The following is a 24,281-nucleotide window of genomic DNA, read 5'->3' as shown; positions in this document are numbered from 1 at the left end:
TCGCTTTACACCGTGTCGCCGCCTTCGTGAGCAAGCTCGCTCCCACAGGGAGAACGCGTATTCCTTGTGAGCGAGCCTGCTCGCGAAGAGGCCGGCCCAGTCACCCGGAAACACAACGCAAAACACCCACCCTCCCCGCCCGAAAATACTGACTAGCCTTCAAACACCTCACTCGAGCAAGGACGCTCCCAATGCTTTTGCGCTTGTTTTCCTCTGCCTTCCTCGCACTGGTCTGCCTGACCTCAAACGCCACAAACTGCCCCGACTGGCCATCCGCCCGGGTGCTGGACGAAATCACGGCACTTCAAAAACAAATCGATCTCTGGGACGACAACTATCACCACCGCGGCCGCTCATTGGTCGCCGACGAACTCTACGATCAGTCCCGTGCACGACTGATCGAATGGCGTGAGTGTTTTGACTTGGGTCTGGCGCCTGAACCATTGCGCACGGCTGGCGGCAACATTGCCCACCCCATCGCTCACACCGGCCTGGAAAAACTGCGCGACGGTCGAGCGGTCGAACACTGGCTGCGTGGCCGCAAGGACATCTGGGTACAACCCAAGGTCGACGGCGTGGCCGTGACGCTGGTCTATCGCCGTGGCGTGCTGCACCAAGCCATCAGTCGCGGTGACGGAGTGAATGGACAAGACTGGACGACCTCGGCGCTGCTCATCCCCGCCGTCCCCCGGCAACTGGCACAACCGCTGGACCTGGTGGTGCAAGGCGAACTCTATTGGCGTCTGACCGACCACGTACAAGCCGAATCCGGCAGTCTCAACGCCCGCTCCACGGTGGCCGGCCTGATGACCCGCAAGCAACTCGATGCTGAGCAAGCCGCCGGTATCGGGTTGTTTATCTGGGATTGGCCACAAGGCCCGGCCCATTTGCCCTCCCGCCTGGTGACGCTGGATGAACTGGGCTTCCCGAGTACCGTTGCCTACAGTCAGCCGATCAAGGCATTTGCCGAGGCTGAACGCTGGCGCGATCACTGGTATCGCTCGCCCCTGCCCTTTGCCAGTGACGGCGTGGTCCTGCGCCAGAGCCAGCGCCCCTTGGCCGAACGCTGGCAGGCGAAAACACCTTACTGGGCCAGCGCCTGGAAATACCCCTTTGCCCAGGCGCTGGCCGAGGTGCGCGACGTTGACTTCAAGATCGGTCGTACCGGACGGATCACACCGGTGCTGGACCTGAACCCTGTGACGCTCGATGACCGCCAGGTCAAGCGCGTCAGCGTCAGCTCCCTGCAACGATGGGAAGCCTTGGATATCCGCCCCGGTGATCAGGTGTCTATCAGCCTGGCGGGACTGACTATTCCAACGCTTGACGGGGTCGTTCTACGCGCCACCGAGCGCCCTCTATTGAACGTACCGGTGGCCGCCGACTTTCATCATTTAAGCTGTTGGCAGCCGACACCAGGGTGCGAGAGCCAATTTCTTGCGCGATTGACCTGGCTCAGCGGCAAACAGGGGCTGGCTTTGCCTCATGTCGGTCCTGGTACGTGGGAGAAACTTTTCGCAACAGGCCACCTGAATGGCCTGCTGGATTGGTTGACCCTCGATGCCCAAGAGCTTGCTAACATTGACGGCTTCGGCGAACGCAGCACCGCTCGTCTTTTGCACAGCTTCAGCAGTGCCCGACAACGCCCATTCATTCGCTGGCTCAAAGCCTTGGGTTTGCCACCGACTGGCCAGGCACAGCTTGCCGATTCCTGGCAGGCGCTGGCGCAACGAAACACCGAACAATGGCAGGCTGAGGCCGGCATCGGTCCGGGACGCGCGGCGCAATTGAGCGCATTTTTCCGCGACCCACAGGTCCTGGCCTTAAGTGAAATATTACGTGTGGCGGGTGTCGACGGTTTTTAGCGATCGATGATGCCCGCGTACCCGGGAACCCAATGGTAGCGATGGGCTCAAACAGCTCATCGCCACATTGACCTGATTGCCTTTTCACATGGAGCTTTTATGAAATTTCTTTCACCGCTCGCCCTGCTGGCTCTTTGCAGTGTGATAGCCGCACCGCTGATGGCCGGCGAAGAGGCTCCGGGGCTGACCGGGTGTGCCGCCAAGAAGCAGGGCATCATCAATCAGATCGAACTGGCCAAATCCCGCGGCAACGCCGATCAGCAGGCAGGCCTGGAAACGGCCCTGAGTGAAGTGACCGCCCACTGCACCGACGCCTCCCTGAAGAAAGAACGGGAAAACAATGTGCTTGATGCCAAGCACGACGTCAGCAAGCGTCAGGCGGATCTCGACAAGGCCATGAAAAAAGGCGACCCCGACAAGATCAACAGCCGCAAAGACAAACTCGCTGAGTCCCGCAAGGCATTGCAGGACGCACTGGACGAGCTGGATAAATAAGCCCCCTCGCCACAGGGAATGCGCTACTGATCAATGATCCCGAAACTGTTTATGGCACGCACTGCAGGCATCTTCGACCTTCTGCACCGCAGGTCCCAGATTGCTGACCTTGTAAGGCTCAACTTTGCTGGTCATCACCAATTCGCCGGTAGCGCCTTCAAGGTTGCGGGCCATTTCCTGGAAGCGTGCCTGTTGCTGCCACACGTTATCCTTGGCGCTGGTGTGATCTTCTTCTCGCACCTGCGGGAAATGTTTCCAGGGTTCATGGGACAAGGCGTCAAGTTTCTCGGCGCCTGCTGCGAATTTCGGGCCGTCGAACGGAATGCGGCCACGTAACATGCCGCCCAGGTCTTCACCGGTCTTGAGCATTTGCTTGAAAATAGCCTTGCGCTGACCCAATGGCGAATTAGGGTCTACGCCGCCGCAAGCAGACAACGTCAGGCAGGCCAGCAATACAACAGAAAGTTTTTTAAGAGTCATGATGGCTTCAGATCACGGGAACGGCGGCCAGTATCCCCGCGTCATCGGCAAAGACCAATAGCCCTATTAACAACACGGGTTGTTTGAACGCATGGAGCACTCAGGCAACCGACAAAGGAATTACTCCATGAACAGCCGTCTCAAGGCATGGCGTCACAGCCTGGCCTGGACCCTTCCGATGGTAGCCGTGCTTGCTGGCTGCACCGGTGGTGACAACAACAAACCCAAAACCCACGCCCTGGCCACCTACTCCAGCGCCACGTGGGAAGCGCTTCCGACCGTATCCGACAATGACCTGGTGGCTGGTTTCGGTTCATGGCGCAGTGCCTGCACCCGACTCAAAGCCGACCCGGTCTGGGGCTCGACCTGCGCAGCGGCCGCCAATGTGCCGCAGTCCGCCAACGACATTCGCGGTTTCCTCAAACAGAACCTCGACGTCTACGGCCTGCGTGCCGCCAACGACAATCCCAACGGGTTGATCACCGGTTACTACGAGCCGGTCTACCCCGGCAGCCTGACTCAGACCAACGTCGCAAATATCCCGGTGTACGGCGTTCCAGAGGACATGATCATTGTCTCGCTGGACAGCCTCTACCCCGAACTCAAGGGCAAACGCCTGCGCGGTCGACTCGAAGGTCGTGTGCTCAAGCCTTACGACGATGCGGCAACGATTGAGACCAAAGGGGTCAAGGCCCCGGTCGTGGCCTGGCTGACCGATCCGATGAACCTGCAATTCCTGCAAATCCAGGGTTCGGGGCGCATCCAGCTCGACGATGGTCGTCAGTTGCGCATTGCGTATGCCGATCAAAACGGACATCCATATCGACCGATTGGTCGCTGGCTGGTGGACCAGGGTGAATTGAAGAAAGAAGACGTGACCATGGGCGCTATCAGCGCCTGGGCCAAAGCCAATCCGACGCGCATCCCGGAACTGCTCGGCAGCAACCCGAGCTACGTGTTCTTCACCCGCAATCCCGACAGCAACGAAGGGCCGCGCGGCTCGCTGAACGTTCCGTTGACCGCCGGTTATAGCGCGGCAGTGGATCGCAAAGTGATTCCGCTCGGCAGTCTGTTGTGGTTATCCACCACCCGACCGGACGGTACTGCACTGGTTCGCCCGGTAGCGGCTCAAGACACCGGCGGCGCGATTGCCGGCGAAGTTCGAGCGGATCTGTTCTGGGGCACGGGTGAGGCGGCCGGGCAACTGGCCGGGGACATGAAACAGCAGGGGCAGATCTGGATGTTGTGGCCCAAAGGCGCGGTATTACCGCAAGTGCCGCAGGTGGCTGACAAGCTCTAAAGTCAAAAGATCGCAGGCTGCGCCAGCTCCTACAGGGATCGATGTTCATCCGCGAACCCGGTCAATGTAGGAGCTGGCGCAGCCTGCGATCTTTTGATCTTGCTCTTAAACAGACACCACAAAAAAACTCACAATCAATCCCAACCCCACGCCCCACACCAGCGAACGCAAAATCGCCCAGTCCGCCAGGTAGCAAATGATGTACAGCAACCGGCTGGTGATGAACAACACCGACAGCACATTGATCGTCACCAGCTCGGCATTGCCGGCCAGGTGCGCGACGATTACTGCCGCCGCGAACGCCGGGGTCACTTCAAAACTGTTCAGTTGCGCCGCATGTGCGCGTCTACCCCACCCATTCAGTGACTCGAGAAAGTCCCGGGGGTCATGGTTGTCCTTCAGCCCAAACCTGCCACCGACCCTGGCGATACACGCGCAGAGGTAGGGCAGGAAAATCGCGATCAAAATGCACCACAGAGCAACCGTCATAGAGCAGTCCCTTTTTTAGAAATACGAATTCACGTCAAAACTTCATAACCAGCATGCCAACCAGCACCAGCCCACAGGCTAAGAGCCGTGGCCGGCCGAAAGGTTCTTTCAGGTAGCGCATGCCGCACAGCACCACCAGGATCACGCTGATTTCGCGCAATGCTGCCGCTTCGGCAATCGAGCCCAACTGCATGGCCCACAGCACCAGAGCGTAGCTGAACAACACACAAAACCCGACCGCCAACCCCAGTCGCCACTGCTCACGCCAAAACAACATGAATGCCGGGCGCTTGAACACCCACGCCAGCAACGGGAACGGCCAGGCACTCAGCAGCGTGACCCAGACCAGGTAGTCCAGTGGATGCGACCAGCGCCGCAACGCCTGGCCATCGATGAACGTGTAGCAGCCAATGCACAAGCCGATGAGTGCCACCACCGGCAGCATCGACCACGGCAAGCGCGCACCGCCGCCGCCCTGCCAGAGCAGGCACAGCATGCCGAAGGGAATCAGCAGAATCCCGAAGATCTGCTGATACGTCAGCACTTCCCCGGCAAAGACCAGCGTCAGCGCCAGTACCACCAAAGGTGACAAACCACGCATCAGCGGATAGACCAACCCAAGGTCGCCGACCCGATACGCCTGGATCAGCAAATAGCGATAGAGCAACTCGAACGCCGCCGACGCTAGAATCCACGGCCAAATTTCGATTGGCGGCAACGCCACGAACGGCAACATCACGGCGACGAAGAGCATCGCCACCGTGTCCATACAGGCCACCACCAGCAGCCGCTCGGCGCTGAATTTGATCAGGGTATTCCACGCCGCGTGCAACAGCGCCGCCACCAACACCAGTGCTGTTGCAAGCACGGCACACTCCTTTTATGTCCCCACAATCCCCCGGGTAGGAGCGAGCTTGCTCGCTCCTACAAAGGCCGCGGAGATAATTGATTCGCCATAGGTCAGTAGCTGTTTATACTGCACGCGACCACGCCGCACTCAGTTGCGCACAGACTAATTCCAATAATTTTTGCCCCTGCCCGCTCTCGTCGAGAACGGTCAATGGCATGCGTATGCCTGATCAACGCGTCAAGACTACCGACAGAGACCTTGCGCATGCCACTCGCCTTGCTTGCCCTCGCTGTTGCCGCGTTCGGCATTGGCACCACTGAATTCGTCATCATGGGCTTGCTGCCCGACGTCGCCCGCGACCTTGCGGTGAGCATTCCCCACGCCGGACTGCTGATTACCGGCTACGCCCTGGGCGTGGTGTTCGGCGCGCCAATCCTCGCGATCGGCACCGCCAACATGCCGCGCAAAGCGACGCTGCTGGGCATGACACTGATGTTCATCCTCGGCAACATCCTGTGCGCCCTGGCCCCCAACTACGCCACGCTGATGGCCGCGCGAGTGGTCACCGCGCTGTGTCACGGCGCGTTCTTCGGCATCGGCTCGGTGGTCGCCGCCGGCCTGGTGGCTCCGAACAAACGGGCCCAGGCGATTGCCATGATGTTCACCGGCCTGACACTGGCCAACGTGCTCGGCGTGCCGTTGGGCACGGCACTCGGACAATACGCGGGCTGGCGTTCGACGTTCTGGGCGGTGTCGGTGATTGGCGTGATTGCCGCCATCGCTCAATGGTCCTGGCTGCCGAAGGACATCGCCATGGACAAGGCCAACCTGGCCAGTGAGTTCAAAGTACTGGGCAAGGTCAATGTGTTGCTGGCCCTGGGCATGAGCGTATTGGCATCGACCAGTCTGTTCAGTGTTTTCACCTACATCGCGCCGATCCTGCAGGACATCACCGGTGTCACCCCCCATGGCGTGACCATTATGCTGCTGTTGTTCGGCGTGGGTTTGACGGCAGGCAGCATGCTTGGCGGACGACTGGCGGACAGCCGATTGCTGCCTTCGCTGGTGGGCATGGCGCTGGCCGTCGTGTTGGTGTTGGCCGCGTTCACGCAGACCAGTCACTCGGTCATTCCGGCGGCAATCACCCTGGTGTTGTGGGGGATTTTCGCCTTCGCCCTGTGCCCGATCCTGCAGCTGCTGATCATCGATCAGGCCCACGAGGCGCCAAACCTCGGTTCGACGTTGAATCAGAGTGCATTCAACCTCGGCAACGCCGCGGGTGCGTGGATTGGCGGATTGGTCGTCGCCAGTGGTGCCGATCTGGCGGACTTGCCGTGGACCGGCGCACTGGTCAGTGGGTTGACCGTGCTGACGGCGCTGTACTTTATCGCTCGGCAGCGTCGCGTTAAAACATTGGCCCTAATGCCTGACTGATCCGGGAGCCAGTACCCGGTTCAGAAATCTGCTTTTAGCGTCGAGGCATTGGAGACGCACATTGTGCGAATACTTTCCGAACCGTATGGCCGATTAGCCAGAGCCCTCTGAAAGGCTCACGCCAGAGCCTTCAGAACACTTTTTAGACACCCTTGTGAGCAATTGTTGCCAATTGCTGCGCAGGGCTCTGCTTGCATCCAAGTACACCTAAAGTGTCACTTCCCGGATATTCCTCAAGGAAGAGACAAGCATGATCCGCTCCGCCAACAATTCACAGTTTTCGTCGCACCTTTTGACCGTATCGAACAATGCCGCTCAAACGTCATCTGCCGAGCTGGTAGGCGATGATTGGGGTGATTTCATGAAGGGAGCCTCACACGTCGGTCAGGGCCGGTCTGAAACGCTTGCGAACTCGCTGACCGAACGAGGGTTGTCGATCCACCGTTACGAAAACGGCGTAGTCGAACTTGAACTCAAACTCCCTGACATCGAACGTCTGGTGCTCAGCGGCGGTGGCGCCAAAGGTGTCGCCTTCTCAGGCATGGTGAAAGCGCTGGAGGAGTCTCGGGCGCTGGACAAAATTGTGAGCATCTCGGGCTCATCGGCAGGTGCTATCTCTGCAGCGTTTCTGGCCAGCGGCATGAATCACGCCGGTTTCGACAAGATGTCGGACGAAACCAATCTTGTCGCACTGCTCGACAGCCAAAGCAAAATTCTGGGGCCAATACAGCATGTCAGCTCGACCCTGGGCAAGGGTATAGCCAAGCTCCCGGGCAAGACCGGTTCCATCGGGCGTCTACTGTTCGACCTGATGCCTCGACTCAAATCCAAAGCCATGCCGCTGGAAACACTGATCCGCGAAAAAATGGTTGAGTCGATTCTGGCGCGTTTCAACCATGCCCCTGACAATCCGCAACCACAGTTTTCGGAGGCGAGCAAAACCTGCGTAGAACACATTAAAGCCAACGGCTTCGTAACGTTTGGCGACCTGGAGACGCTGAACAAGGAGATGCCTGAAATCAAGCAACTGCACATCACCGGCACGGCCATGTTCGATGGACGACCGCAGATGGTCGTGTTTAATGCCAACCTGACGCCGAACATGGACGTGGCGCATGCCGCACATATTTCAGGTTCGTTGCCTGTTGTTTTCCAAAAGCCTTCGGAGCAAGGATTAGCCTTTCAGGCTGACGGTGAGCGGACTTCATTTCAGGACGGCGGGATTATGCTCAACACACCGGTCCTGGACCTTTACGAACCTCAATTCCCGATGAGCGCCATTCCCGACAGAGATGTGTTGATTCTCAAGTTCCAGAGCGAGAATGGCGGCATTAAAAAAGATCGTGGCTCACTGTCCTCAGCCATGGCCGACAAATTAGTCGGCGTGCACTACTCGGCTCAAGACGCACGAGAAGCCCAGGACATCAAAGCCTTCGAGAAGAAAACGGTCATCGTTCCCTTGAAGACTGATAAGGGCGACTTTACCGGTACCCTGAACGGCACTGTCAACTTCAGTATGCCGCTAGAGCATAAAGACCACTTGCAGAAGAAACTGCAAACTGAAGTTGAAAAGTACCTGGTCGCTCATGGAAGCAGTGAAACGTACACTTTCAACTCCATCGGCGGCGCACTGTTGGCCCTCGATGATCAACTGTTCAATGCCGCAGCAATTGAACTGAAAGACGACCAAGCGTCTGAGGCAGTCATTACCTTCCGCCAGCAAGCCCAACTCGCACTGGCGGATTTGCAGCAAACGCTAACGGCCGCAAAAGCCATGGCGTCGGACAAGATGGAACTGACCGACGACATGCGTCAGGCCATCAACCGCCTGGATGAACTCGGCAATACTTCAGGGAAAATCGAGTGGCTGGCAAAAAAGCTCAATCACGGAAACCACCCGGATTACATGGAGCTGCTTCAAGCCGTTAAACGCATGGATGCCGGAACAACAGGGCCAAAATCCGTGGTTTTGACCAAGGCGATTGAAGAGATGGGCATCCGCAACATCATCACCTCGTGCGAAAACTTCATTCGCGAAGTGATCTACCCCTCCTTGTATCGTCTTGACCAGCCGGATTCGAACGTCAAATTATTAAACAGGGCTATCGTCGACTTGCGAGCAACCACGAGCGCCAAGGGTTACAACACGGTGCTCAAGCGGATTGCCGATCAGTACGTCTCACGCAACTTCCCGAATTCGTCGCGTCCTTTCAACTCGACAACGGTCGATCAAGCCCGGGCATGGCTGATTCCGGGCTCATAACCGCAGATTCCTGACAGATCGGGCGAGCGCTGAAACCTCGCCCGACTACTTAGCGATCGTCAGGCGCCGGCTCATCCACATCTTGGTGGCGATCATCCAGCCCGACACAATGCCTTTGGCAAACATCTGGCTGGCGTTGTTCTCCATGCTCTTGCGCCGAGAGGTTCGGGGTCTTGCGCCCATAAAGCTCCTGAACCTGTGGCGTGTCATTTAGGTACGACACGCGGGGTCCAGCGCTGTTCAGTGGTCCGTTAAATCATCGTTGTCGGGTAGACCGCTTTCGCGAGCAGGCTCCCACACTTGATCTCGGTCGTACACAATATCTGTGTGTGTGCGAGCCTGCTCGCGAAGGGCACACCGCCGATCTCAGTCGTGGATAACATCATCCTGGAACTGGTCTTTGACGTATTTGATCTCGGTCCGACCGTGAGCGGCCGGCAAGCCGTCTTCACCCAAGTTGACGAAGACCATTTTCTCCACCGTCAGGATGCTCTTGCGGGTGATTTTGTTGCGCACTTCGCAGGTCAGCGTGATCGAGGTGCGACCGAACTCGGTGGCGGTGATGCCCAGTTCGATGATGTCGCCCTGGCGCGAGGCACTGACGAAGTTGATTTCGGAAATGTACTTGGTGACCACACGCTGGTTGCCCAACTGAACAATGGCGTAAATAGCCGCTTCTTCGTCGATCCAGCGCAGAAGGCTGCCGCCGAACAGTGTGCCGTTGGGGTTGAGGTCTTCGGGTTTTACCCATTTGCGGGTGTGGAAATTCATATGCACTCCTAAAAGCAGTTTCGAGCGGCAAGCTACAAGCTACAAGCTACAAGCTACAAGCTGCAAGTTAAAGCCGGGCGGCTCCTTCTTGTAGCCTGGCGCTTGCGATTTGTCGCTGCAACTCGCAACTTGTCGCTTGCAGCTTGCAACTTGGCGCTCAAAGAAAGCTATAATCGCCCCCGTTTCAAAACGGTAACGTTCCATTGATACCGTTTTCCCGCCACCTGTCCGAGGGGCGCTGCAGCAGGTATTCCTGTCAGGCTCGGATGGGGCGTTGCCTGGTCGTCATCGACCAGACACTAAACGCACAACGGCGCCCATTCGCATACATTACGAATGGAGGCTCATCATGAGCGCTGTTATCACGCCTGCAGATTTTAACGATTACAAAGTGGCCGACATGTCCCTGGCTGCCTGGGGCCGTCGCGAAACCATCATCGCCGAATCCGAAATGCCAGCCCTGATGGGTCTGCGCCGCAAGTATGCCGGTGAGCAGCCGCTCAAGGGCGCCAAGATTCTCGGCTGCATCCACATGACCATTCAGACTGCCGTGCTGATCGAAACCCTGGTTGCCCTGGGTGCCGAAGTGCGCTGGTCGTCCTGCAACATTTTCTCGACTCAAGACCAGGCCGCTGCCGCTATCGCCGCTGCCGGCATCCCGGTTTTCGCCTGGAAAGGCGAGACTGAAGCAGAGTACGAGTGGTGCCTGGAGCAAACCATCCTGAAAGATGGCGCGCCTTGGGATGCCAACATGATCCTCGACGACGGCGGCGACCTGACCGAGCTGCTGCACAAGAAATACCCGGCGATCCTGGACCGCGTTCACGGCGTGACCGAAGAAACCACCACTGGCGTTCACCGCCTGCTGGACATGCTGGCCAAGGGCGAGCTGAAAATCCCGGCCATCAACGTCAACGACTCGGTGACCAAGAGCAAGAACGACAACAAGTACGGCTGCCGTCACAGCCTGAACGATGCGATCAAGCGCGGTACCGACCACCTGCTGTCCGGCAAACAAGCGCTGGTCATCGGTTACGGTGACGTGGGCAAGGGCTCCGCTCAGTCCCTGCGTCAGGAAGGCATGATCGTCAAGGTTTCCGAAGTCGACCCGATCTGCGCCATGCAAGCCTGCATGGACGGTTACGAATTGGTTTCGCCGTTCATCGACGGTATCAACAACGGCACCGAAGCCAGCATCGACAAAGCACTGCTGGGCAAGATCGACCTGATCGTGACCACCACCGGCAACGTCAATGTTTGCGACGCGAACATGCTCAAAGCCCTGAAGAAGCGCGCTGTTGTCTGCAACATCGGCCACTTCGACAATGAAATCGACACCGCTTTCATGCGCAAAAACTGGGCATGGGAAGAAGTGAAGCCACAGGTTCACAAGATTCACCGTACCGGTCCTGGCGCTTTTGACGCTCAGAACGACGACTACCTGATCCTGCTGGCCGAAGGCCGCCTGGTTAACCTGGGCAACGCCACAGGCCACCCAAGCCGCATCATGGACGGTTCGTTCGCCAACCAGGTCCTGGCTCAGATCTTCCTGTTCGGCCAGAAGTACGCCGACCTGTCGCCAGCCCAGAAAGCCGAGCGCCTGACCGTTGAAGTACTGCCGAAGAAACTCGACGAAGAAGTGGCCCTGGAAATGGTCCGCGGTTTCGGCGGCGTTGTGACTCAACTGACCAAGACTCAGGCCGACTACATCGGCGTGACCGTCGAAGGTCCGTTCAAGCCGCACGCTTACCGTTACTAACAGGCGCTGCTTGATCGCTCTCCCTGTGGGAGCGAGCCTGCTCGCGATTGCGTTGTGTCAGTCGACATCCATGTTGAATGATGAACCGTCTTCGCGAGCAGGCTCGCTCCCACATGGGATAGTGCAGCCTCGAAGGTTTTCGTGTTTCCAAGGATATGACCATGTCCCAAGACCGTCGCTACAGTTTCGAGTTCTTCCCTACGAAGACCGACGCTGGGCATGAAAAACTGCTCGCCACTGCCCGTCAGCTGGCGATGTATAACCCCGATTTCTTCTCCTGCACCTATGGCGCTGGCGGTTCGACCCGTGATCGCACCCTAAACACCGTGTTGCAACTCGAAAGCGAAGTCAAAGTGCCTGCCGCACCGCATCTGTCTTGCGTAGGCGACAGCAAAGACGACTTGCGCGGCCTGCTGGCTCAATACAAAGCAGCCGGCATCTCGCGCATCGTTGCCTTGCGCGGTGACCTGCCTTCCGGCATGGGCATGGCCAGTGGCGAAATGCGCCACGCCAATGACCTGGTTGAATTCATTCGTGAAGAGACCGGCGATCATTTCCACATCGAAGTAGCGGCTTACCCGGAGATGCATCCGCAAGCGCGCAATTTCGAAGACGATATCGCCAACTTCGTGCGCAAGGCCAACGCCGGTGCCGACAGTGCAATCACCCAGTACTTCTTCAACGCCGACAGCTACTTCTACTTCGTCGAGCGTGTAGAGGCGATGGGCGTGAACATCCCGATCGTGCCGGGGATCATGCCGATCACCAACTACAGCAAGCTGGCGCGCTTCTCCGATGCCTGCGGTGCGGAAATCCCGCGCTGGATCCGCAAGCAGCTGGAAGCCTACGGCGACGACACCCAGAGCATTCAAGGCTTTGGCGAGCAAGTCATCACCCAGATGTGCGAACGCCTGCTGCAAGGTGGCGCTCCAGGGCTGCACTTCTACACGCTGAATCAGGCCGAGCCTAGCCTGGCGGTGTGGAACAATCTGAAGTTGCCGCGCTAATAGCCGTTACCCGCAAGATCAAAAGATCGCAACCTTCGCCAGCGCCTACAGGGGATACACATTCCAATGTAGGCGCTGGCGAAGGCTGCGATCTTTTGCTTTTATTGCGCGTTTATCGTGATGCAACACACGGAGATAAAGCTTCTGGATCCAACTTCTGGCTCTTTCCGATTTCTCGTCGTAATCTCAAGCCATGCCTTTAATCGCGCAGTTTTTTACCTTATTTCTTTTCACTTGCCTGAGCTTCGCCGCCCGGGGCGAGAAGCTGCGCATTGTCACCGAGCCGTGGGCGCCGTACGTGTACGAAGAAAACGGCAAAGCCCAAGGGCTGGACTACGAAACCACCGCCATCGTTTTCGAACGCCTGGGCATCGAAGTGGAATGGCAGTTCCTGCCATGGAAACGTTGCCTGTCGATGCTTGAGCAAGGTCAGGCGGATGGCGCACTCGATATTTTCCACACCGATGAACGCGATGCCACCCTGCTTTATCCAAGCGAACCGCTGTCGGAAGTCGAATTCGTGATGTTCTATGCCAACGAGCATCCCCATCCATTCCGCACCCTCGACGAACTGCGCGGCCTGACTATCGGTACCTCGCCAGGCTATCTGTACAGCAACGATTTCAGCGAATCGACGCTGTTCACCCGTGAGCCAGCGCCGAGTCATGAAGCCAACTTTGGCAAACTGCTGCGCGGGCGGATTGACCTGCTGATCACCGACCGCCGGGTGGGTCAGCACTTGCTGGACGAATTGGACATCCGCAACAAAATCTCCGAAAACCCGACGATCATCAGTCAGAAAAACCAGTATCTCGCCTTGCGCCGCAATGTGGGGATGGACTTGTTGGTGCAGCGTTTTAGCGCTGAACTCAAACGCTTCAAGCGCGAGCCTGCCTACGCCGAAATGAGCGCGCGTTATGGCGCCGAGCCAGTGATCGGGGTGAACCCCGCAAGGGACGCCACCGCCCGCGAAAAAACCGTTGAGCAGCAGGAAAGCAGCGCGCAGTGATTGCTCTGTTATACTCCGGCCTTCCCGCCAGGCTCACGCCCGGACGCTCGGACTCGTTAAAGGCATCTCGACACCGCTACAGCGCAGCTTTTCAGCCCGCGCGAGCACTCCAGATGAGCCTTCGAGGCCCAGCAGGACCGGACGGGATTGCGTCCTCTTAAACGCCATTCGCGCCAGGCAAGACTCCCATTGGGCCAAGCCCTAACTAAAACAGGATTACTCATGTCCTTTGCTTCCCTCGGTCTCTCCGAGGCTTTAGTCCGCGCCATCGAGGCAGCGGGCTATACCGAGCCTACTCCGGTGCAACAGCGGGCCATTCCCGCCGTGTTGCAAGGTCGCGACCTGATGGTTGCGGCTCAGACAGGTACTGGTAAAACCGGCGGCTTCGCCCTTCCGATCCTGGAACGGTTGTTCCCCAACGGTCACCCGGACAAATCCCAGCGTCACGGCCCGCGCCAGCCGCGCGTACTGGTCCTGACCCCTACTCGCGAACTCGCAGCGCAGGTGCACGAGAGCTTCAAGGTCTATGCCCGTGACCTGAAGTTCGTCAGCGCCTGCATCTTCGGCGGCGTTGGCATGAACCCGCAGGTTCAGGCCATGTCCCGTGGTGTTGACGTGCTGGTAGCCTGCCCGGGCCGCCTGCTCGACCTCGCCGGCCAAGGCAGCGTCGACCTGTCCCACGTGGAAATTCTCGTGCTGGACGAAGCCGACCGCATGCTCGACATGGGCTTTGTCCATGACGTGAAGAAGGTCCTGGCTCGCCTGCCGAGCAAACGTCAGAACCTGCTGTTCTCGGCGACCTTCTCCAAAGACATCACCGACCTCGCCGGCAAGCTGCTGCATAACCCGGAACGCATCGAAGTCACGCCGCCGAACACCACGGTCGAGCGTATCGAACAGCGCGTATTCCGCCTGCCAGCCAACCACAAGCGTTCGTTGCTGGCGCACCTGATCACCGCTGGCGCCTGGGAACAGGTGCTGGTGTTCACCCGCACCAAGCATGGCGCCAACCGCCTGGCCGAGTACCTGGACAAACACGGTCTCAGCGCCGTCGCGATCCATGGCAACAAAAGCCAGAACGCGCGCACCAAAGCCCTGGCCGATTTCAAGGCCGGTGAAGTGCGCATTCTGGTGGCCACCGACATCGCTGCTCGCGGCCTCGACATCGACCAGTTGCCACACGTGGTCAACTTCGAGCTGCCGAATGTCGACGAAGACTATGTTCACCGCATCGGCCGTACTGGCCGTGCCGGTCGTTCGGGCGAGGCGATCTCGCTGGTGGCTCCGGACGAAGAAAAACTGCTGAAAAGCATCGAGCGCATGACCAAACAGAAGATTGCCGACGGCAACCTGATGGGCTTCGATTCCAGCGCTGTGGAAGCCGAAAAACCTGAAGTTCGCGAGCGTCCGGATGTGCGGAACCCGCGCAACCCACGTGGCCCGCGCGGCGACGGTCCGAACGGCAGCGGTGGTGGCGGCGGTCGCAAGGACAAAGGCAAAGACAAAGGCGCCAAGGAAAAACCTGCAGCCAGCGGTCGCAGTGAACGCCCTGCACGTGAGCACAAGCCACGCGAAGGCACTCCGGCCCGTGAACAACAGCGGCCGGCGCCACGCGCAGCCGCTGATCGTGCCCCGGACGAGTTCCTGGACGACGACATCGATAACTTCGGTAACCGCGTCGATTACGTGCCGCAGGCCAAACCTGCTCAAGGCCGTGGCCGCCGTCCGGGTGCTCCGGCACAAGGCACGACAGCCGGCGCAGGTGCTCCGCGCACCGGCGGCAAGCCACAGGGTCGCCAAAGCGGTCCGCGCAGCAGTGATGGCGCTACCACCGGCACTCCGCCGGCCAAACGTAGCGGCCCACGTAACGGTGCTCCGCGTGACGGCCAGGCCCGTCGCGAAGAAGGCCGCAACCGTCGGCCGGCACGTGATGATCAGCCACGTTCGGAACCGGCTGTGCAGAACCCGCGCGGTCCGGCACCGAAGATCATTCACAAGGAGTCGAAAACCGACCGTTTCCCGACTCCCGAGCAACTTGATCAACTGCCAGGCCGTCCTCGCGGCGAAAAACCAGCGTTGCTGACACGCAATCGCTGAGTTTTTGAAGTCATCAAAAATGCCCCTGATCGCGAGATCCGGGGCATTTTTGTATTCTGGGGCACGCACAAATACTCAACTTACCAAAGCCCCTGTGGGAGCGAGATCGCTCCCACAGGGGTCTGTAGTGCCCATTCAACTTTTGGCAGGCAATAAAAAACGCCCCCTACCGTGAAGTCGGGGGCGTTTTTGTGTCAGCGGCGAAAGTTACTTCGCTTTCACACCTTCAAATGTAACGTACAGATCAACAGCGTCGGACTGTGGCCCCAGGTCCATCATCGTGCCGAAATCAGAACGCTTGATGCTGGTAGTGCCCTCGAAGCCGGCACGGTAGCCGCCCCACGGATCCTTGCCTTCACCCAGGAAAGTGGCCTTGACCACGACAGGCTTGGTCACGCCATGGATAGTCAGGTCACCGGTCACGTCGGCAGTGTCTTTGCCAGCGGCGTTTTTGCCGGTGGATTTAACGCTGGTGGAGACGAACTTGGCGTCAGCGAATTTGCCCACGTCCAGGAAGTCTTTGCTGGAGATGTGTTTGTCGCGCTCAGCGTTGTTGGTGAACACGCTGGCCGTGTGCACATTGAACTCGATCTTGCTGTCTTCAGGCTTGGCGGCATCGAAACTGAACTTGCCGTCGATGTCCTTGAAGGTCCCGGTGATGAAGCTGTAACCCAGGTGGCTGATCTTGAAGTTGACGAAGGCGTGCTGGCCCTGTTTGTCGACGGTGTAGTCAGCGGCCATCACGTTAGCGGACAGCAGCGCAGAACCGATTGCCAGAGCGGCGAGAGTCTTTTTCAACATGCTTTGTATTCCTAGGGAGTCAAATTTGAACGTCAGGCTTTGCGACCCAGCATTCGTGTCAGGGTCACATCACGATCGATAAAGTGGTGTTTCAATGCTGCCAACGCATGGAGACCGGAAAAAATGACCAGCACCCACGCCAGGTAGAGATGAATCGCACCGGCGGTATCTGCCTGGTCCGGTAGCCCGGAAACCAGCGCAGGTACTTCAAACCAGTCAAACACCGAAATCCCGACGCCTTCTGCGGTGGAAATCAGGTAACCGGCAATCATCACAGCGAACAGGGTGAGATAAAGAAAGCCATGGCCGAACTTGGCGCCGAGGCGCGTCAGGCGGCTGTAGCTTTGCAGTGTCGGCGGCGGTGGACTGATGAAGCGCCACAACACCCGCAACACCATGACCGCCAGCAGGATCAGCCCGATGCTCTTGTGGATATCCGGCCCGGCTTTACGCCAAGGGTCGTAGTACCCCAGACCGACCATCCAAAGGCCCAGCGCGAACAAACCGAATACGGCCAGCGCCACGCCCCAGTGCAGGAAGATGCTGACCCAGCCGTAGCGGGCGGTAGAGTTACGTAGCTGCATTGCCTAGATCCCTGTGAGTGCTGGCCCAAGACTATCGATTTATCTATCGAATAAAAGCGGAAAAATTCGCTTTGAAATATCGAGAAATACGATCAAGAGTCTGAAATAGGTGAGTTAAGGAAAGATTAAGGGCCAAATTGTGAAAAAAAGTGAATACAAACCATAGAACACCTGTATCGACAGGTTTATTCGATTTTCTGCTCCGGTTTTTCTCCGGCAAAAAAATGCGGCCCTTGCCTGTCAGTGAAGCCGAACACGATCTGTAGCAGCTGGCAAAGCCTGCGTTCGGCTGAGCAGCAGTCGTAAAACCTGAGCGCGAGGTCTTCCTGAAACACCACATCACCTGATTTCACGACTGCTACGCAGCCGAACGCAGGCTTCGCCAGCTGCTACCAAGAGCGTGTTTCGCCAATATTTAAGCCATGCAATACATATGTAAGACCATTTCCGTATTTGAACTTGATTGAGTGAGCGCTCAACAACTCATTGGTCAAGGTGAAAACACATGGCTATTACATATACCCCGTTTCAGGCAAGTGGCACGCCGGTGCTGCCTCCCAATCAAACAATGTCGGGGGCAGTACCTTATGTCCGAGAACGGGCGATTTCGATTGGTATTGCAAGCTGATGGAAATTTGGTCATCAAGGATGGGGAGGCTGTAGTCCGGATTGCAGATGGCAATCAAATTTATAGCGTTATCTAAGGACCTTTGAATACTGGAGGCGGCTGTAAGCAATCAGGATTGTACGGATCCATATCGCATTTATAGGCCAGTTCCTGGTTATATCCTTTAGGAAAAAAATGGCCATTCACATAGCCATAAAGTGCTATCAATACAATTATTACTGCAAGTGCTTTCATATGCCCTCCAATTTTTTGAAGACCATAGAATGTTAAGTCAGCCGTCATATATCGTTTCTTTCTGATTGTTTTGTGGGAAGCCTCTGATATATCGCTGAAGCGTGTAGGACCGATTATTCGAGCCCAATGCGCAAACAAAGCCGGGATGTCTCATGCTTGATAAATGAGCAAAAAAAAGCGCGGCCCTTGAGCCTAATGCCGATCAGTTAAGCAAACTCAGCAGCAACACATACCCCGTAGCAGCTGGCGAAGCCTGCGTCCGGCTGCGCAGCAGTCGTAAATCCTGAGGGCGCGGTGAGTCTGACGCACCGCATTGTCTGACTTTACGACTGCTGCACAGCCGGACGCAGGCTTCGCCAGCTGCTACGGATCGCGTTATGGCTTAACTGATCGGCATTACGCCTTGGCGTCCTTTTTTTGCATCACGCTCACACATTAAAATCACCGAACAAACCGAACAAAGAGACATCATCAACACACAACAAATTAGCCAACAACTATTAATCCCCCACTCTAACCCTTTGCAAACCCCATAAAACCCCTACACAACCAACACATCAGAATGACAGACCTCAGCCCAATAAAAACCAGAACAATCCCTTCATCATGTAAGACTAATCCTATTATCTAGTAGGAGTTAACCTGCAAAATACCAAACCAAAAAAAGCTTGACGCAAAACTTTAAACACAAATAAACTTTCGACTGCCAAACATAAAGAAAAATGGGTTTTCGTTATATTCAGATCGAAATAACACACTCTTGAAATACATGAAAAGCTTGAGGAGTTCGGGCACACACTCTCGCTTTCATCAATCTATGCACGTCTGATGTGAAACTGGCAGCGCGAAGCAGGTTGGCGTTAACGGAGTATGGAAAAAAGCCGGATGGATATATTTGAGGACGCCGAGGAGACGTTACGCGATTACGACACTGATACCGCGCCGAGCTGATCAAACAAGTCCCATTGATGCGCCCGGAACAACGTGCGCAAGCGGTCAAACAACAGACGGCCGACCGCCTTGGCCGAAGGGCTGAGGGTGTGGAAAAACGTGAGGTTGGCTACCCACATGTGGCCACACATTGCAGGCGTACACTGGCAGCAGAGTTTGGCGAAGTCCGGCGACAAATCATCCTGAGAGGTGATACGACCCTTTTCCCCGCATTGGCCCCCCCTGAAACCTGAACAGGTCCTATTTTGCCTTACAAGGTGCAGGTTAGACACGTCATCACACAACGAATCGAGGCGCAGTTGATCTGCCCTGGCAATGTTAATCATCACAATTAGAAATGATTTTACCATATCAAAGAGAAGGACTCATTAATGAACGCATTGATAATAGACACTACCGACGCCACATTTGTTTCAGAGGTCCTACAGTCCGACATTTGGACCTTGGTTCTATTTTGGGACAAATCTTGCAACCTAAGTAAAGAACTAGTCCCTGTCTTCAATGCGCTTGCAAGCACCTACAATCAAAATAACCCTAACATACTTGACCTCTCAGGCCCTGTGAAGTTTATCAGAGCTCACATTGATGAGAATAAGCGTCATTATCTAGATTTCAAGCCCGGACACCTCCCCGCCATATTGCTATTCAAGGATGGGCAGTTAATCAGGACAACAGGAGACAAAGAGATGTCTAAAACAATTCTTTTAACTTTTTTTTGATCGCCGGAGAGGGTAGCGACAGTTCCTTTATACAAAAGGGTACTGTTATCTTCCAAATATAAGCATAAAAACAGACCCTTCCCGCTCACCCTACTCACGTTCACGCCATCCAATTCTTCGATCTGCTCTTAAGCCCCCATTGACCTGCAAAAACAATTGGCTGGTTGGCCGGATTTCGTTTTTGGTATACATCCGATCAATCTTTTCAATATCGCCAAAACCCGCCGCATGCTCTGGCATCCCCCCAGCCAGTGCCGGGTTCATTCGCCCCACTTCCCCCTCCCGCTGACGGTTCGAGTGATTTTTTTGTGCAAACATTCGTGCGGTGAAATAAAGGAAGCAGACCAAGCCGGCTAAGGGCTTGCGGCTCTACAGAGGAGCATTTGGGAGTCTGGACGTGTTGGCCGAGGCCATCGCCGCTGTCTGCAAGTAACCATAAAGCCTTGCACGGCCCCCTGTGGGAGCCTGCTCGCGAATGCCGAGTGTCAGCCGACATCAACATTGACTGATCCACCGCATTCGCGAGCAGGCTCGCTCCCACATTTGTTTTGTGTCGCGCCCTCTTCCAGACCTGTCTAGACAAGCCCTTCCGTCGTAATAAATGGATTTAAAAGTCTGTTTGTCATTTCTCCTGCTGTATCCTGCCCAGGCTTTTTAAAAGCGCGGATCTACCAGATCTATCAACAGACTTTGCGAGGAGCGCGAACATGCACGAGATCCCTAATCTCCCCTTCCCAAGCCTGCACGAAACTGAGCAGACAACCACGCACCAAGCCGGCGCCCAACAGCCCCGGCCGAAAGAAGCCACTGACAGTCGCAAGGCTGACAGCGAAGACTGAAATACCCGCAATGCCAGACCGTGTGGAAAGCGCTAACATGCGCTTTCCACACCGCCTGAAACTCGAGCCCCGCCCCATGACCGATGATTTCAGCGACACCCAGGCCAGCGTCCTGATCGGCACCGCCGAAAAGATGATCGAGCTCTGGAATCGCCTTTCCCCCGAGAAGCAAGCTGCCCTGCTGGCCCGTTTCGGCAGCGAAGAAAACGCCTTGGCCGCCCTGGTCACGACGCAACTGGTCGCCCCCGCCAAGCCCTGAATCACAGCCGCCCGGTAAATAGTTTTACATTTCCACGACCCGCGGCCGCTCGCGCCGCTATCATAAGCAGCCTATCTATCCTGCTTCCCCGTGGACCTTTACCCATGCCTGAAAACCAGCGCCCCTTGGCGGTCACGCTGCAAGTCGTATCCATCGTTCTGTTCACTTTTATCGGCTACCTGAATATCGGCATTCCCCTCGCCGTATTGCCGGGCTATGTCCACAGCGACCTGGGTTTCGGCGCAGTTGTTGCCGGGCTAGTGATCAGCGTGCAATACCTGGCCACCCTGCTCAGCCGTCCCTATGCCGGGAAAATAATCGACAACAAAGGCAGCAAGCTGGCGGTGATGTATGGCCTCGCCGGCTGCGGCTTGAGCGGTGTGTTCATGTTGATGTCGGCCTGGACTCAGAGCCTGCCAACCTTGAGCCTGATCAGCCTGTTGATCGGTCGCTTGGTGCTCGGCAGTGCAGAAAGCCTGGTGGGTTCGGGCTCGATCGGCTGGGGCATCGGCCGGGTCGGCGCGGCGAACACCGCTAAAGTCATCTCGTGGAACGGTATTGCCAGTTATGGCGCACTGGCCATCGGTGCACCGTTGGGGGTGCTGCTGGTCAGCCAACTGGGCTTGTGGAGCATGGGTGTGAGCATTGTGCTACTGGCCGTTCTCGGGCTGGCGCTGGCCTGGCCTAAAACCGCCGCGCCGATTGTGGTCGGTGAACGCTTGCCGTTCATGCACGTGCTCGGGCGAGTGCTGCCGCATGGATGTGGACTGGCGCTGGGCTCCATTGGATTTGGCACCATCGCCACCTTCATCACGCTGTATTACGCCACTCAGCATTGGTCCAACGCGGTGCTGTGCCTGAGCCTGTTCGGTGCCTGCTTCATTGGTGCGCGATTGTTGTTCGGCAACCTGATCAACCGCCTCGGCGGCTTTCGTGTGGCAATTGCGTGCCTGTCGGTGGAGACGCTGGGACTATTGCTGTTGTGGCTGGCGCCGGATGCCCATTGGGCGCTGGCAGGTGCGGCACTGAGCGGCTTCGGGTTCTCGCTGGTGTTCCCGGCACTGGGCGTCGAAGCGGTCAACCTGGTACCAGCCTCCAGTCGTGGTGCGGCGGTCGGGGCCTATTCGCTGTTTATCGATTTGTCGCTGGGGATTACCGGGCCGGTGGCGGGTGCAATTGCGGCGGGTTTCGGCTTTGCCTCGATCTTCCTGTTCGCCGCCCTCGCCGCGTTAAGCGGATTGATGCTGAGCGTTTACCTGTACCGGCAGGCGCCCAAGTACCGGGAAGAGCGAGACGCCCGTTAGAAATCGACCTTGCCGCGCCCGGCCTTGATGCTGCCCCGCTTGGTCTTGGATTCCAGCCGACGCTTCTTCGAACCGAGGGTCGGTTTGGTCGGCCGGCGTTTCTTTTCGACCTTGGTGGCGCTGAGAATCAACTCGGTCAGCCGCTCCAGTGCATCGGCCCGGTTGGCTTCCTGCGTGCGGTATTGCTGGGCCTTGATGATCAGCACGCCTTCGCTGGTGATGCGACTGTCCCGCAGCGCCAGCAGCCGTTCCTTGTAGAACTCGGGCAACGACGACGCCGGAATGTCGAAACGCAGGTGCACGGCGCTAGAGACCTTGTTGACGTTCTGCCCACCCGCGCCCTGGGCGCGGATGGCCGTCAATTCGATCTCGGCATCCGGCAGATGCACGTTGTTGGAAATCACCAGCATGGAAAAGCGTCCCTATTCAGAACGCGCAGGATACCGCGAATGGGATCTCCGGCACGCAGTAGATCAACTGTGGGAGCGAGCTTGCTCGCGATGAAGGAGTGTCAGTCCACTCAACATTGTTTGACACGCCGCCATCGCGAGCAAGCTCGCTCCCACAGGGTTTTGTATGGAGCCCATAAAATAAAAAACCCGGCACATGGCCGGGTTTGTTGTTTGTGAGTGAAACCTTACTTCGCAGCTGAACCAGCGGCAGGCAACTCCTGTTGCGCGCTACGCTTGTTCTTGATGCCGTAGCAGATCCACATGAACGCCACCCACACTGGAATCGCGTACACCGAAATCTGGATCCCCGGAATCAACAACATCACGCACAGGATGAACCCTACGAACGCCAGGCAAATGTAGTTCCCGTACGGGTACCACAGCGCCTTGAACAGAGGCGTCTGCTTGGTCTTGTTCATGTGCTGGCGGAACTTGAAGTGCGAGAAGCTGATCATCGCCCAGTTGATCACCAGGGTAGCCACCACCAGCGACATCAACAGTTCCAGCGCGTTCTGAGGGATCAGGTAGTTCAGCAGCACCGCGATCAGCGTCACCGCCGCGGAGGCGAGGATAGAACGCACCGGCACGCCGCGCTTGTCGATCTTCGACAAGGCTTTGGGCGCATCGCCCTGCTCGGCCATGCCCAGCAGCATGCGGCTGTTGCAGTAGGTGCCACTGTTGTACACCGACAACGCCGCGGTCAGCACCACGAAGTTGAGGATGTGGGCAGCGGTGTTACTGCCGAGCATTGAGAACACTTGTACGAACGGGCTACCGCTGTAGGAATCGCCTGTTGCGTTCAGGGTGGCCAGCAGGCTGTCCCAGGGTGTCAGCGAAAGCAGAATGACCAGCGCACCGATATAGAAAATCAGGATCCGGTAAATCACTTGATTGATGGCTTTCGGGATCACGGTTTTCGGCGAGTCGGCTTCAGCGGCAGTGAAGCCGAGCATTTCCAGGCCGCCAAAGGAGAACATGATGATTGCCATGGCCATCACCAGACCGCTGACCCCGTTCGGGAAGAAGCCACCGTGGGACCACAGGTTGGTGACCGACGCTTGCGGGCCGCCGTGACCGCTCACCAGCAGGTAGCTGCCAAGGGCAATCATGCCGACGATCGCCACGACCTTGATGATCGCGAACCAGAACTCGGCCTCACCAAAGACTTTGACGTTGGCCAGGTTGATCAGGTTGATCAGGACGAAGAACCCAGCTGCCGAGACCCAGGTCGGAATGTCCGGCGCCCAGTAGTGGATGTATTTGCCGACCGCAGTCAGCTCCGACATGCCCACCAGAATGTACAGGATCCAGCAGTTCCAGCCTGACAGGAAGCCGGCGAAACCGCCCCAGTATTTGTGCGCGAAGTGGCTGAAGGAACCGGCCACCGGCTCTTCGACGATCATTTCGCCCAACTGGCGCATGATCATGAAGGCAATGAAGCCGCAAATGGCGTAGCCGAGGATCATCGACGGGCCAGCGGATTTCAGGACCCCGGCCGAGCCCAGAAACAACCCGGTGCCAATCGCGCCACCGAGGGCGATCAGTTGAATATGGCGATTTTTCAGGCCGCGCTTCAGCTCGCCTGAATGCGAGTTTTGTCCACTCATGAAAAGGGTCTCACGTTCAGCGTATTTACAACGGTCATGCGTCACCTGTTTGTTTTTATCTGTGACGAAATCGAACCCGACACG

At 57.2% G+C, this 24,281-nt stretch carries 24 protein-coding genes, 1 pseudogene and 1 riboswitch; of the genes and pseudogenes, 13 read left to right on the top strand and 12 right to left on the bottom strand.

Going from position 1 to position 24,281, the window contains the following annotated elements; genetic code table 11:
- The first annotated feature begins 191 nt into the window (after positions 1 to 191).
- Together ligB and ACM6IR_RS02235 are read left to right on the top strand one after the other, a co-directional pair.
- Complete coding sequence (ligB, locus tag ACM6IR_RS02240) at positions 192 to 1,865, top strand: NAD-dependent DNA ligase LigB (protein ID WP_414906185.1); 1,674 nt, start codon at positions 192 to 194, stop codon at positions 1,863 to 1,865.
- Between the two features lie 99 nt (positions 1,866 to 1,964).
- Positions 1,965 to 2,360 (top strand): DUF1090 domain-containing protein, encoded by a 396-nt coding sequence (locus tag ACM6IR_RS02235; RefSeq protein WP_414906184.1) that lies wholly within the window; start codon positions 1,965 to 1,967, stop codon positions 2,358 to 2,360.
- A 30-nt stretch (positions 2,361 to 2,390) separates the two neighbouring features.
- On the opposite strand, the gene ACM6IR_RS02230 is transcribed toward ACM6IR_RS02235, so the two are convergent.
- The gene (locus ACM6IR_RS02230) at positions 2,391 to 2,840 is read right to left on the bottom strand and encodes a c-type cytochrome (protein ID WP_414906183.1); all 450 of its coding nucleotides are present in this window, start codon (positions 2,838 to 2,840) and stop codon (positions 2,391 to 2,393) included.
- Positions 2,841 to 2,967: 127 nt separating this feature from the next.
- Here ACM6IR_RS02230 and ACM6IR_RS02225 point away from each other — a divergent pair, with 127 nt between their 5' ends.
- Positions 2,968 to 4,140 carry a murein transglycosylase A gene (locus tag ACM6IR_RS02225; RefSeq protein WP_414906182.1) on the top strand — a complete coding sequence of 391 codons (1,173 nt, stop codon included), beginning with the start codon at positions 2,968 to 2,970 and terminating at the stop codon, positions 4,138 to 4,140.
- A gap of 105 nt (positions 4,141 to 4,245) precedes the next feature.
- On the opposite strand, the gene ACM6IR_RS02220 is transcribed toward ACM6IR_RS02225, so the two are convergent.
- Together ACM6IR_RS02220 and ACM6IR_RS02215 are read right to left on the bottom strand one after the other, a co-directional pair.
- Complete coding sequence (locus ACM6IR_RS02220; protein WP_414906181.1) at positions 4,246 to 4,629, bottom strand: MAPEG family protein; 384 nt, start codon at positions 4,627 to 4,629, stop codon at positions 4,246 to 4,248.
- Between the two features lie 34 nt (positions 4,630 to 4,663).
- Complete coding sequence (locus tag ACM6IR_RS02215) at positions 4,664 to 5,497, bottom strand: EamA family transporter (protein WP_414906180.1); 834 nt, start codon at positions 5,495 to 5,497, stop codon at positions 4,664 to 4,666.
- A gap of 246 nt (positions 5,498 to 5,743) precedes the next feature.
- Here ACM6IR_RS02215 and ACM6IR_RS02210 point away from each other — a divergent pair, with 246 nt between their 5' ends.
- Entirely contained in the window at positions 5,744 to 6,913 is a 1,170-nt protein-coding gene (locus ACM6IR_RS02210) for an MFS transporter (protein ID WP_414906179.1), read from the top strand.
- Positions 6,914 to 7,163: 250 nt separating this feature from the next.
- Positions 7,164 to 9,176: a patatin-like phospholipase family protein gene (locus ACM6IR_RS02205; RefSeq protein WP_414906178.1), complete on the top strand. Its 2,013-nt coding sequence runs from the start codon at positions 7,164 to 7,166 to the stop codon at positions 9,174 to 9,176.
- Between the two features lie 45 nt (positions 9,177 to 9,221).
- Here the strand turns inward: ACM6IR_RS02205 and ACM6IR_RS02200 are convergent, their stop codons facing one another.
- Both ACM6IR_RS02200 and ACM6IR_RS02195 read right to left on the bottom strand, forming a co-directional pair.
- Positions 9,222 to 9,359: a hypothetical protein gene (locus tag ACM6IR_RS02200; RefSeq protein ID WP_414906247.1), complete on the bottom strand. Its 138-nt coding sequence runs from the start codon at positions 9,357 to 9,359 to the stop codon at positions 9,222 to 9,224.
- Between the two features lie 183 nt (positions 9,360 to 9,542).
- Entirely contained in the window at positions 9,543 to 9,947 is a 405-nt protein-coding gene (locus ACM6IR_RS02195) for an acyl-CoA thioesterase (protein WP_201115894.1), read from the bottom strand.
- 224 nt (positions 9,948 to 10,171) lie between these two features.
- Positions 10,172 to 10,273: riboswitch (S-adenosyl-L-homocysteine riboswitch) on the top strand.
- Positions 10,274 to 10,296: 23 nt separating this feature from the next.
- On the opposite strand from ACM6IR_RS02195, the gene ahcY reads away from it, so the two are divergent.
- The 4 genes from ahcY (at position 10,297) to ACM6IR_RS02175 (ending at position 15,819) form a co-directional block, all read left to right on the top strand.
- Positions 10,297 to 11,706 (top strand): adenosylhomocysteinase, encoded by a 1,410-nt coding sequence (gene ahcY, locus ACM6IR_RS02190; protein WP_033060420.1) that lies wholly within the window; start codon positions 10,297 to 10,299, stop codon positions 11,704 to 11,706.
- 161 nt (positions 11,707 to 11,867) lie between these two features.
- On the top strand, positions 11,868 to 12,713 hold the full coding sequence (metF, locus tag ACM6IR_RS02185) for a methylenetetrahydrofolate reductase [NAD(P)H] (protein ID WP_414906177.1): 846 nt from the start codon (positions 11,868 to 11,870) through the stop codon (positions 12,711 to 12,713).
- A 193-nt stretch (positions 12,714 to 12,906) separates the two neighbouring features.
- Positions 12,907 to 13,722 (top strand): substrate-binding periplasmic protein, encoded by an 816-nt coding sequence (locus ACM6IR_RS02180; RefSeq protein WP_414906176.1) that lies wholly within the window; start codon positions 12,907 to 12,909, stop codon positions 13,720 to 13,722.
- Positions 13,723 to 13,944: 222 nt separating this feature from the next.
- Positions 13,945 to 15,819: a DEAD/DEAH box helicase gene (locus tag ACM6IR_RS02175; RefSeq protein ID WP_414906175.1), complete on the top strand. Its 1,875-nt coding sequence runs from the start codon at positions 13,945 to 13,947 to the stop codon at positions 15,817 to 15,819.
- A 207-nt stretch (positions 15,820 to 16,026) separates the two neighbouring features.
- Here the strand turns inward: ACM6IR_RS02175 and ACM6IR_RS02170 are convergent, their stop codons facing one another.
- The 4 genes from ACM6IR_RS02170 to ACM6IR_RS02155 all read right to left on the bottom strand — a co-directional run bounded on the left by ACM6IR_RS02170 (position 16,027) and on the right by ACM6IR_RS02155 (position 19,343).
- Positions 16,027 to 16,620 carry a YceI family protein gene (locus ACM6IR_RS02170; RefSeq protein WP_414906174.1) on the bottom strand — a complete coding sequence of 198 codons (594 nt, stop codon included), beginning with the start codon at positions 16,618 to 16,620 and terminating at the stop codon, positions 16,027 to 16,029.
- A gap of 32 nt (positions 16,621 to 16,652) precedes the next feature.
- Positions 16,653 to 17,204, bottom strand: a complete 552-nt coding sequence (locus tag ACM6IR_RS02165) for a cytochrome b (protein ID WP_414906173.1) — start codon at positions 17,202 to 17,204, stop codon at positions 16,653 to 16,655.
- A 700-nt stretch (positions 17,205 to 17,904) separates the two neighbouring features.
- Positions 17,905 to 18,114: a hypothetical protein gene (locus ACM6IR_RS02160; protein WP_414906172.1), complete on the bottom strand. Its 210-nt coding sequence runs from the start codon at positions 18,112 to 18,114 to the stop codon at positions 17,905 to 17,907.
- Positions 18,115 to 18,989: 875 nt separating this feature from the next.
- Complete coding sequence (locus ACM6IR_RS02155; protein WP_414906242.1) at positions 18,990 to 19,343, bottom strand: ogr/Delta-like zinc finger family protein; 354 nt, start codon at positions 19,341 to 19,343, stop codon at positions 18,990 to 18,992.
- 45 nt (positions 19,344 to 19,388) lie between these two features.
- Here ACM6IR_RS02155 and ACM6IR_RS02150 point away from each other — a divergent pair, with 45 nt between their 5' ends.
- Positions 19,389 to 19,736, top strand: coding sequence for a thioredoxin family protein (locus ACM6IR_RS02150; protein WP_414906171.1), 348 nt, complete (start codon positions 19,389 to 19,391; stop codon positions 19,734 to 19,736).
- A 90-nt stretch (positions 19,737 to 19,826) separates the two neighbouring features.
- Here the strand turns inward: ACM6IR_RS02150 and ACM6IR_RS02145 are convergent.
- Positions 19,827 to 20,003 (bottom strand): annotated as a pseudogene (locus tag ACM6IR_RS02145) (phage portal protein); the annotation flags it as partial.
- Between the two features lie 440 nt (positions 20,004 to 20,443).
- On the opposite strand from ACM6IR_RS02145, the gene ACM6IR_RS02140 reads away from it, so the two are divergent.
- The 3 genes from ACM6IR_RS02140 to ACM6IR_RS02130 all read left to right on the top strand — a co-directional run bounded on the left by ACM6IR_RS02140 (position 20,444) and on the right by ACM6IR_RS02130 (position 22,138).
- On the top strand, positions 20,444 to 20,575 hold the full coding sequence (locus tag ACM6IR_RS02140; RefSeq protein WP_414906170.1) for a hypothetical protein: 132 nt from the start codon (positions 20,444 to 20,446) through the stop codon (positions 20,573 to 20,575).
- Between the two features lie 76 nt (positions 20,576 to 20,651).
- On the top strand, positions 20,652 to 20,834 hold the full coding sequence (locus tag ACM6IR_RS02135; RefSeq protein WP_414906241.1) for a hypothetical protein: 183 nt from the start codon (positions 20,652 to 20,654) through the stop codon (positions 20,832 to 20,834).
- 104 nt (positions 20,835 to 20,938) lie between these two features.
- Complete coding sequence (locus ACM6IR_RS02130) at positions 20,939 to 22,138, top strand: MFS transporter (RefSeq protein ID WP_414906169.1); 1,200 nt, start codon at positions 20,939 to 20,941, stop codon at positions 22,136 to 22,138.
- Here ACM6IR_RS02130 and arfB read toward each other — a convergent pair.
- Together arfB and ACM6IR_RS02120 are read right to left on the bottom strand one after the other, a co-directional pair.
- Positions 22,135 to 22,548: an alternative ribosome rescue aminoacyl-tRNA hydrolase ArfB gene (arfB, locus tag ACM6IR_RS02125; RefSeq protein ID WP_008010994.1), complete on the bottom strand. Its 414-nt coding sequence runs from the start codon at positions 22,546 to 22,548 to the stop codon at positions 22,135 to 22,137. The two genes, ACM6IR_RS02130 and arfB, sit on opposite strands and share 4 nt — an antisense overlap.
- A 227-nt stretch (positions 22,549 to 22,775) precedes the next feature.
- Complete coding sequence (locus ACM6IR_RS02120) at positions 22,776 to 24,197, bottom strand: amino acid permease (RefSeq protein WP_414906168.1); 1,422 nt, start codon at positions 24,195 to 24,197, stop codon at positions 22,776 to 22,778.
- Positions 24,198 to 24,281 lie beyond the last annotated feature (84 nt).

Source organism: Pseudomonas sp. IT-P253 (assembly GCF_949768125.1).
Lineage (GTDB): Bacteria > Pseudomonadota > Gammaproteobacteria > Pseudomonadales > Pseudomonadaceae > Aquipseudomonas.
Note: the sequence above shows the minus strand (reverse complement) of the source record. Positions and strands in the feature narration are given on the sequence as shown.

Excerpts from the sequence above, each read along its gene's own strand:
- ligB (WP_414906185.1), top strand. The coding sequence starts at position 192 with ATGCTTTTGCGCTTGTTTTCCTCTGCCTTCCTCGCACTGGTCTGCCTG.
- ACM6IR_RS02235 (WP_414906184.1), top strand. The coding sequence starts at position 1,965 with ATGAAATTTCTTTCACCGCTCGCCCTGCTGGCTCTTTGCAGTGTGATA.
- ACM6IR_RS02230 (WP_414906183.1), bottom strand. The coding sequence starts at position 2,840 with ATGACTCTTAAAAAACTTTCTGTTGTATTGCTGGCCTGCCTGACGTTG.
- ACM6IR_RS02225 (WP_414906182.1), top strand. The coding sequence starts at position 2,968 with ATGAACAGCCGTCTCAAGGCATGGCGTCACAGCCTGGCCTGGACCCTT.
- ACM6IR_RS02220 (WP_414906181.1), bottom strand. The coding sequence starts at position 4,629 with ATGACGGTTGCTCTGTGGTGCATTTTGATCGCGATTTTCCTGCCCTAC.
- ACM6IR_RS02210 (WP_414906179.1), top strand. The coding sequence starts at position 5,744 with ATGCCACTCGCCTTGCTTGCCCTCGCTGTTGCCGCGTTCGGCATTGGC.
- ACM6IR_RS02205 (WP_414906178.1), top strand. The coding sequence starts at position 7,164 with ATGATCCGCTCCGCCAACAATTCACAGTTTTCGTCGCACCTTTTGACC.
- ACM6IR_RS02200 (WP_414906247.1), bottom strand. The coding sequence starts at position 9,359 with ATGGGCGCAAGACCCCGAACCTCTCGGCGCAAGAGCATGGAGAACAAC.
- ACM6IR_RS02195 (WP_201115894.1), bottom strand. The coding sequence starts at position 9,947 with ATGAATTTCCACACCCGCAAATGGGTAAAACCCGAAGACCTCAACCCC.
- ahcY (WP_033060420.1), top strand. The coding sequence starts at position 10,297 with ATGAGCGCTGTTATCACGCCTGCAGATTTTAACGATTACAAAGTGGCC.
- metF (WP_414906177.1), top strand. The coding sequence starts at position 11,868 with ATGTCCCAAGACCGTCGCTACAGTTTCGAGTTCTTCCCTACGAAGACC.
- ACM6IR_RS02180 (WP_414906176.1), top strand. The coding sequence starts at position 12,907 with ATGCCTTTAATCGCGCAGTTTTTTACCTTATTTCTTTTCACTTGCCTG.
- ACM6IR_RS02175 (WP_414906175.1), top strand. The coding sequence starts at position 13,945 with ATGTCCTTTGCTTCCCTCGGTCTCTCCGAGGCTTTAGTCCGCGCCATC.
- ACM6IR_RS02170 (WP_414906174.1), bottom strand. The coding sequence starts at position 16,620 with ATGTTGAAAAAGACTCTCGCCGCTCTGGCAATCGGTTCTGCGCTGCTG.
- ACM6IR_RS02165 (WP_414906173.1), bottom strand. The coding sequence starts at position 17,204 with ATGCAGCTACGTAACTCTACCGCCCGCTACGGCTGGGTCAGCATCTTC.
- ACM6IR_RS02160 (WP_414906172.1), bottom strand. The coding sequence starts at position 18,114 with ATGACGGCTGACTTAACATTCTATGGTCTTCAAAAAATTGGAGGGCAT.
- ACM6IR_RS02155 (WP_414906242.1), bottom strand. The coding sequence starts at position 19,343 with ATGATTAACATTGCCAGGGCAGATCAACTGCGCCTCGATTCGTTGTGT.
- ACM6IR_RS02150 (WP_414906171.1), top strand. The coding sequence starts at position 19,389 with ATGAACGCATTGATAATAGACACTACCGACGCCACATTTGTTTCAGAG.
- ACM6IR_RS02140 (WP_414906170.1), top strand. The coding sequence starts at position 20,444 with ATGCACGAGATCCCTAATCTCCCCTTCCCAAGCCTGCACGAAACTGAG.
- ACM6IR_RS02135 (WP_414906241.1), top strand. The coding sequence starts at position 20,652 with ATGACCGATGATTTCAGCGACACCCAGGCCAGCGTCCTGATCGGCACC.
- ACM6IR_RS02130 (WP_414906169.1), top strand. The coding sequence starts at position 20,939 with ATGCCTGAAAACCAGCGCCCCTTGGCGGTCACGCTGCAAGTCGTATCC.
- arfB (WP_008010994.1), bottom strand. The coding sequence starts at position 22,548 with ATGCTGGTGATTTCCAACAACGTGCATCTGCCGGATGCCGAGATCGAA.
- ACM6IR_RS02120 (WP_414906168.1), bottom strand. The coding sequence starts at position 24,197 with ATGAGTGGACAAAACTCGCATTCAGGCGAGCTGAAGCGCGGCCTGAAA.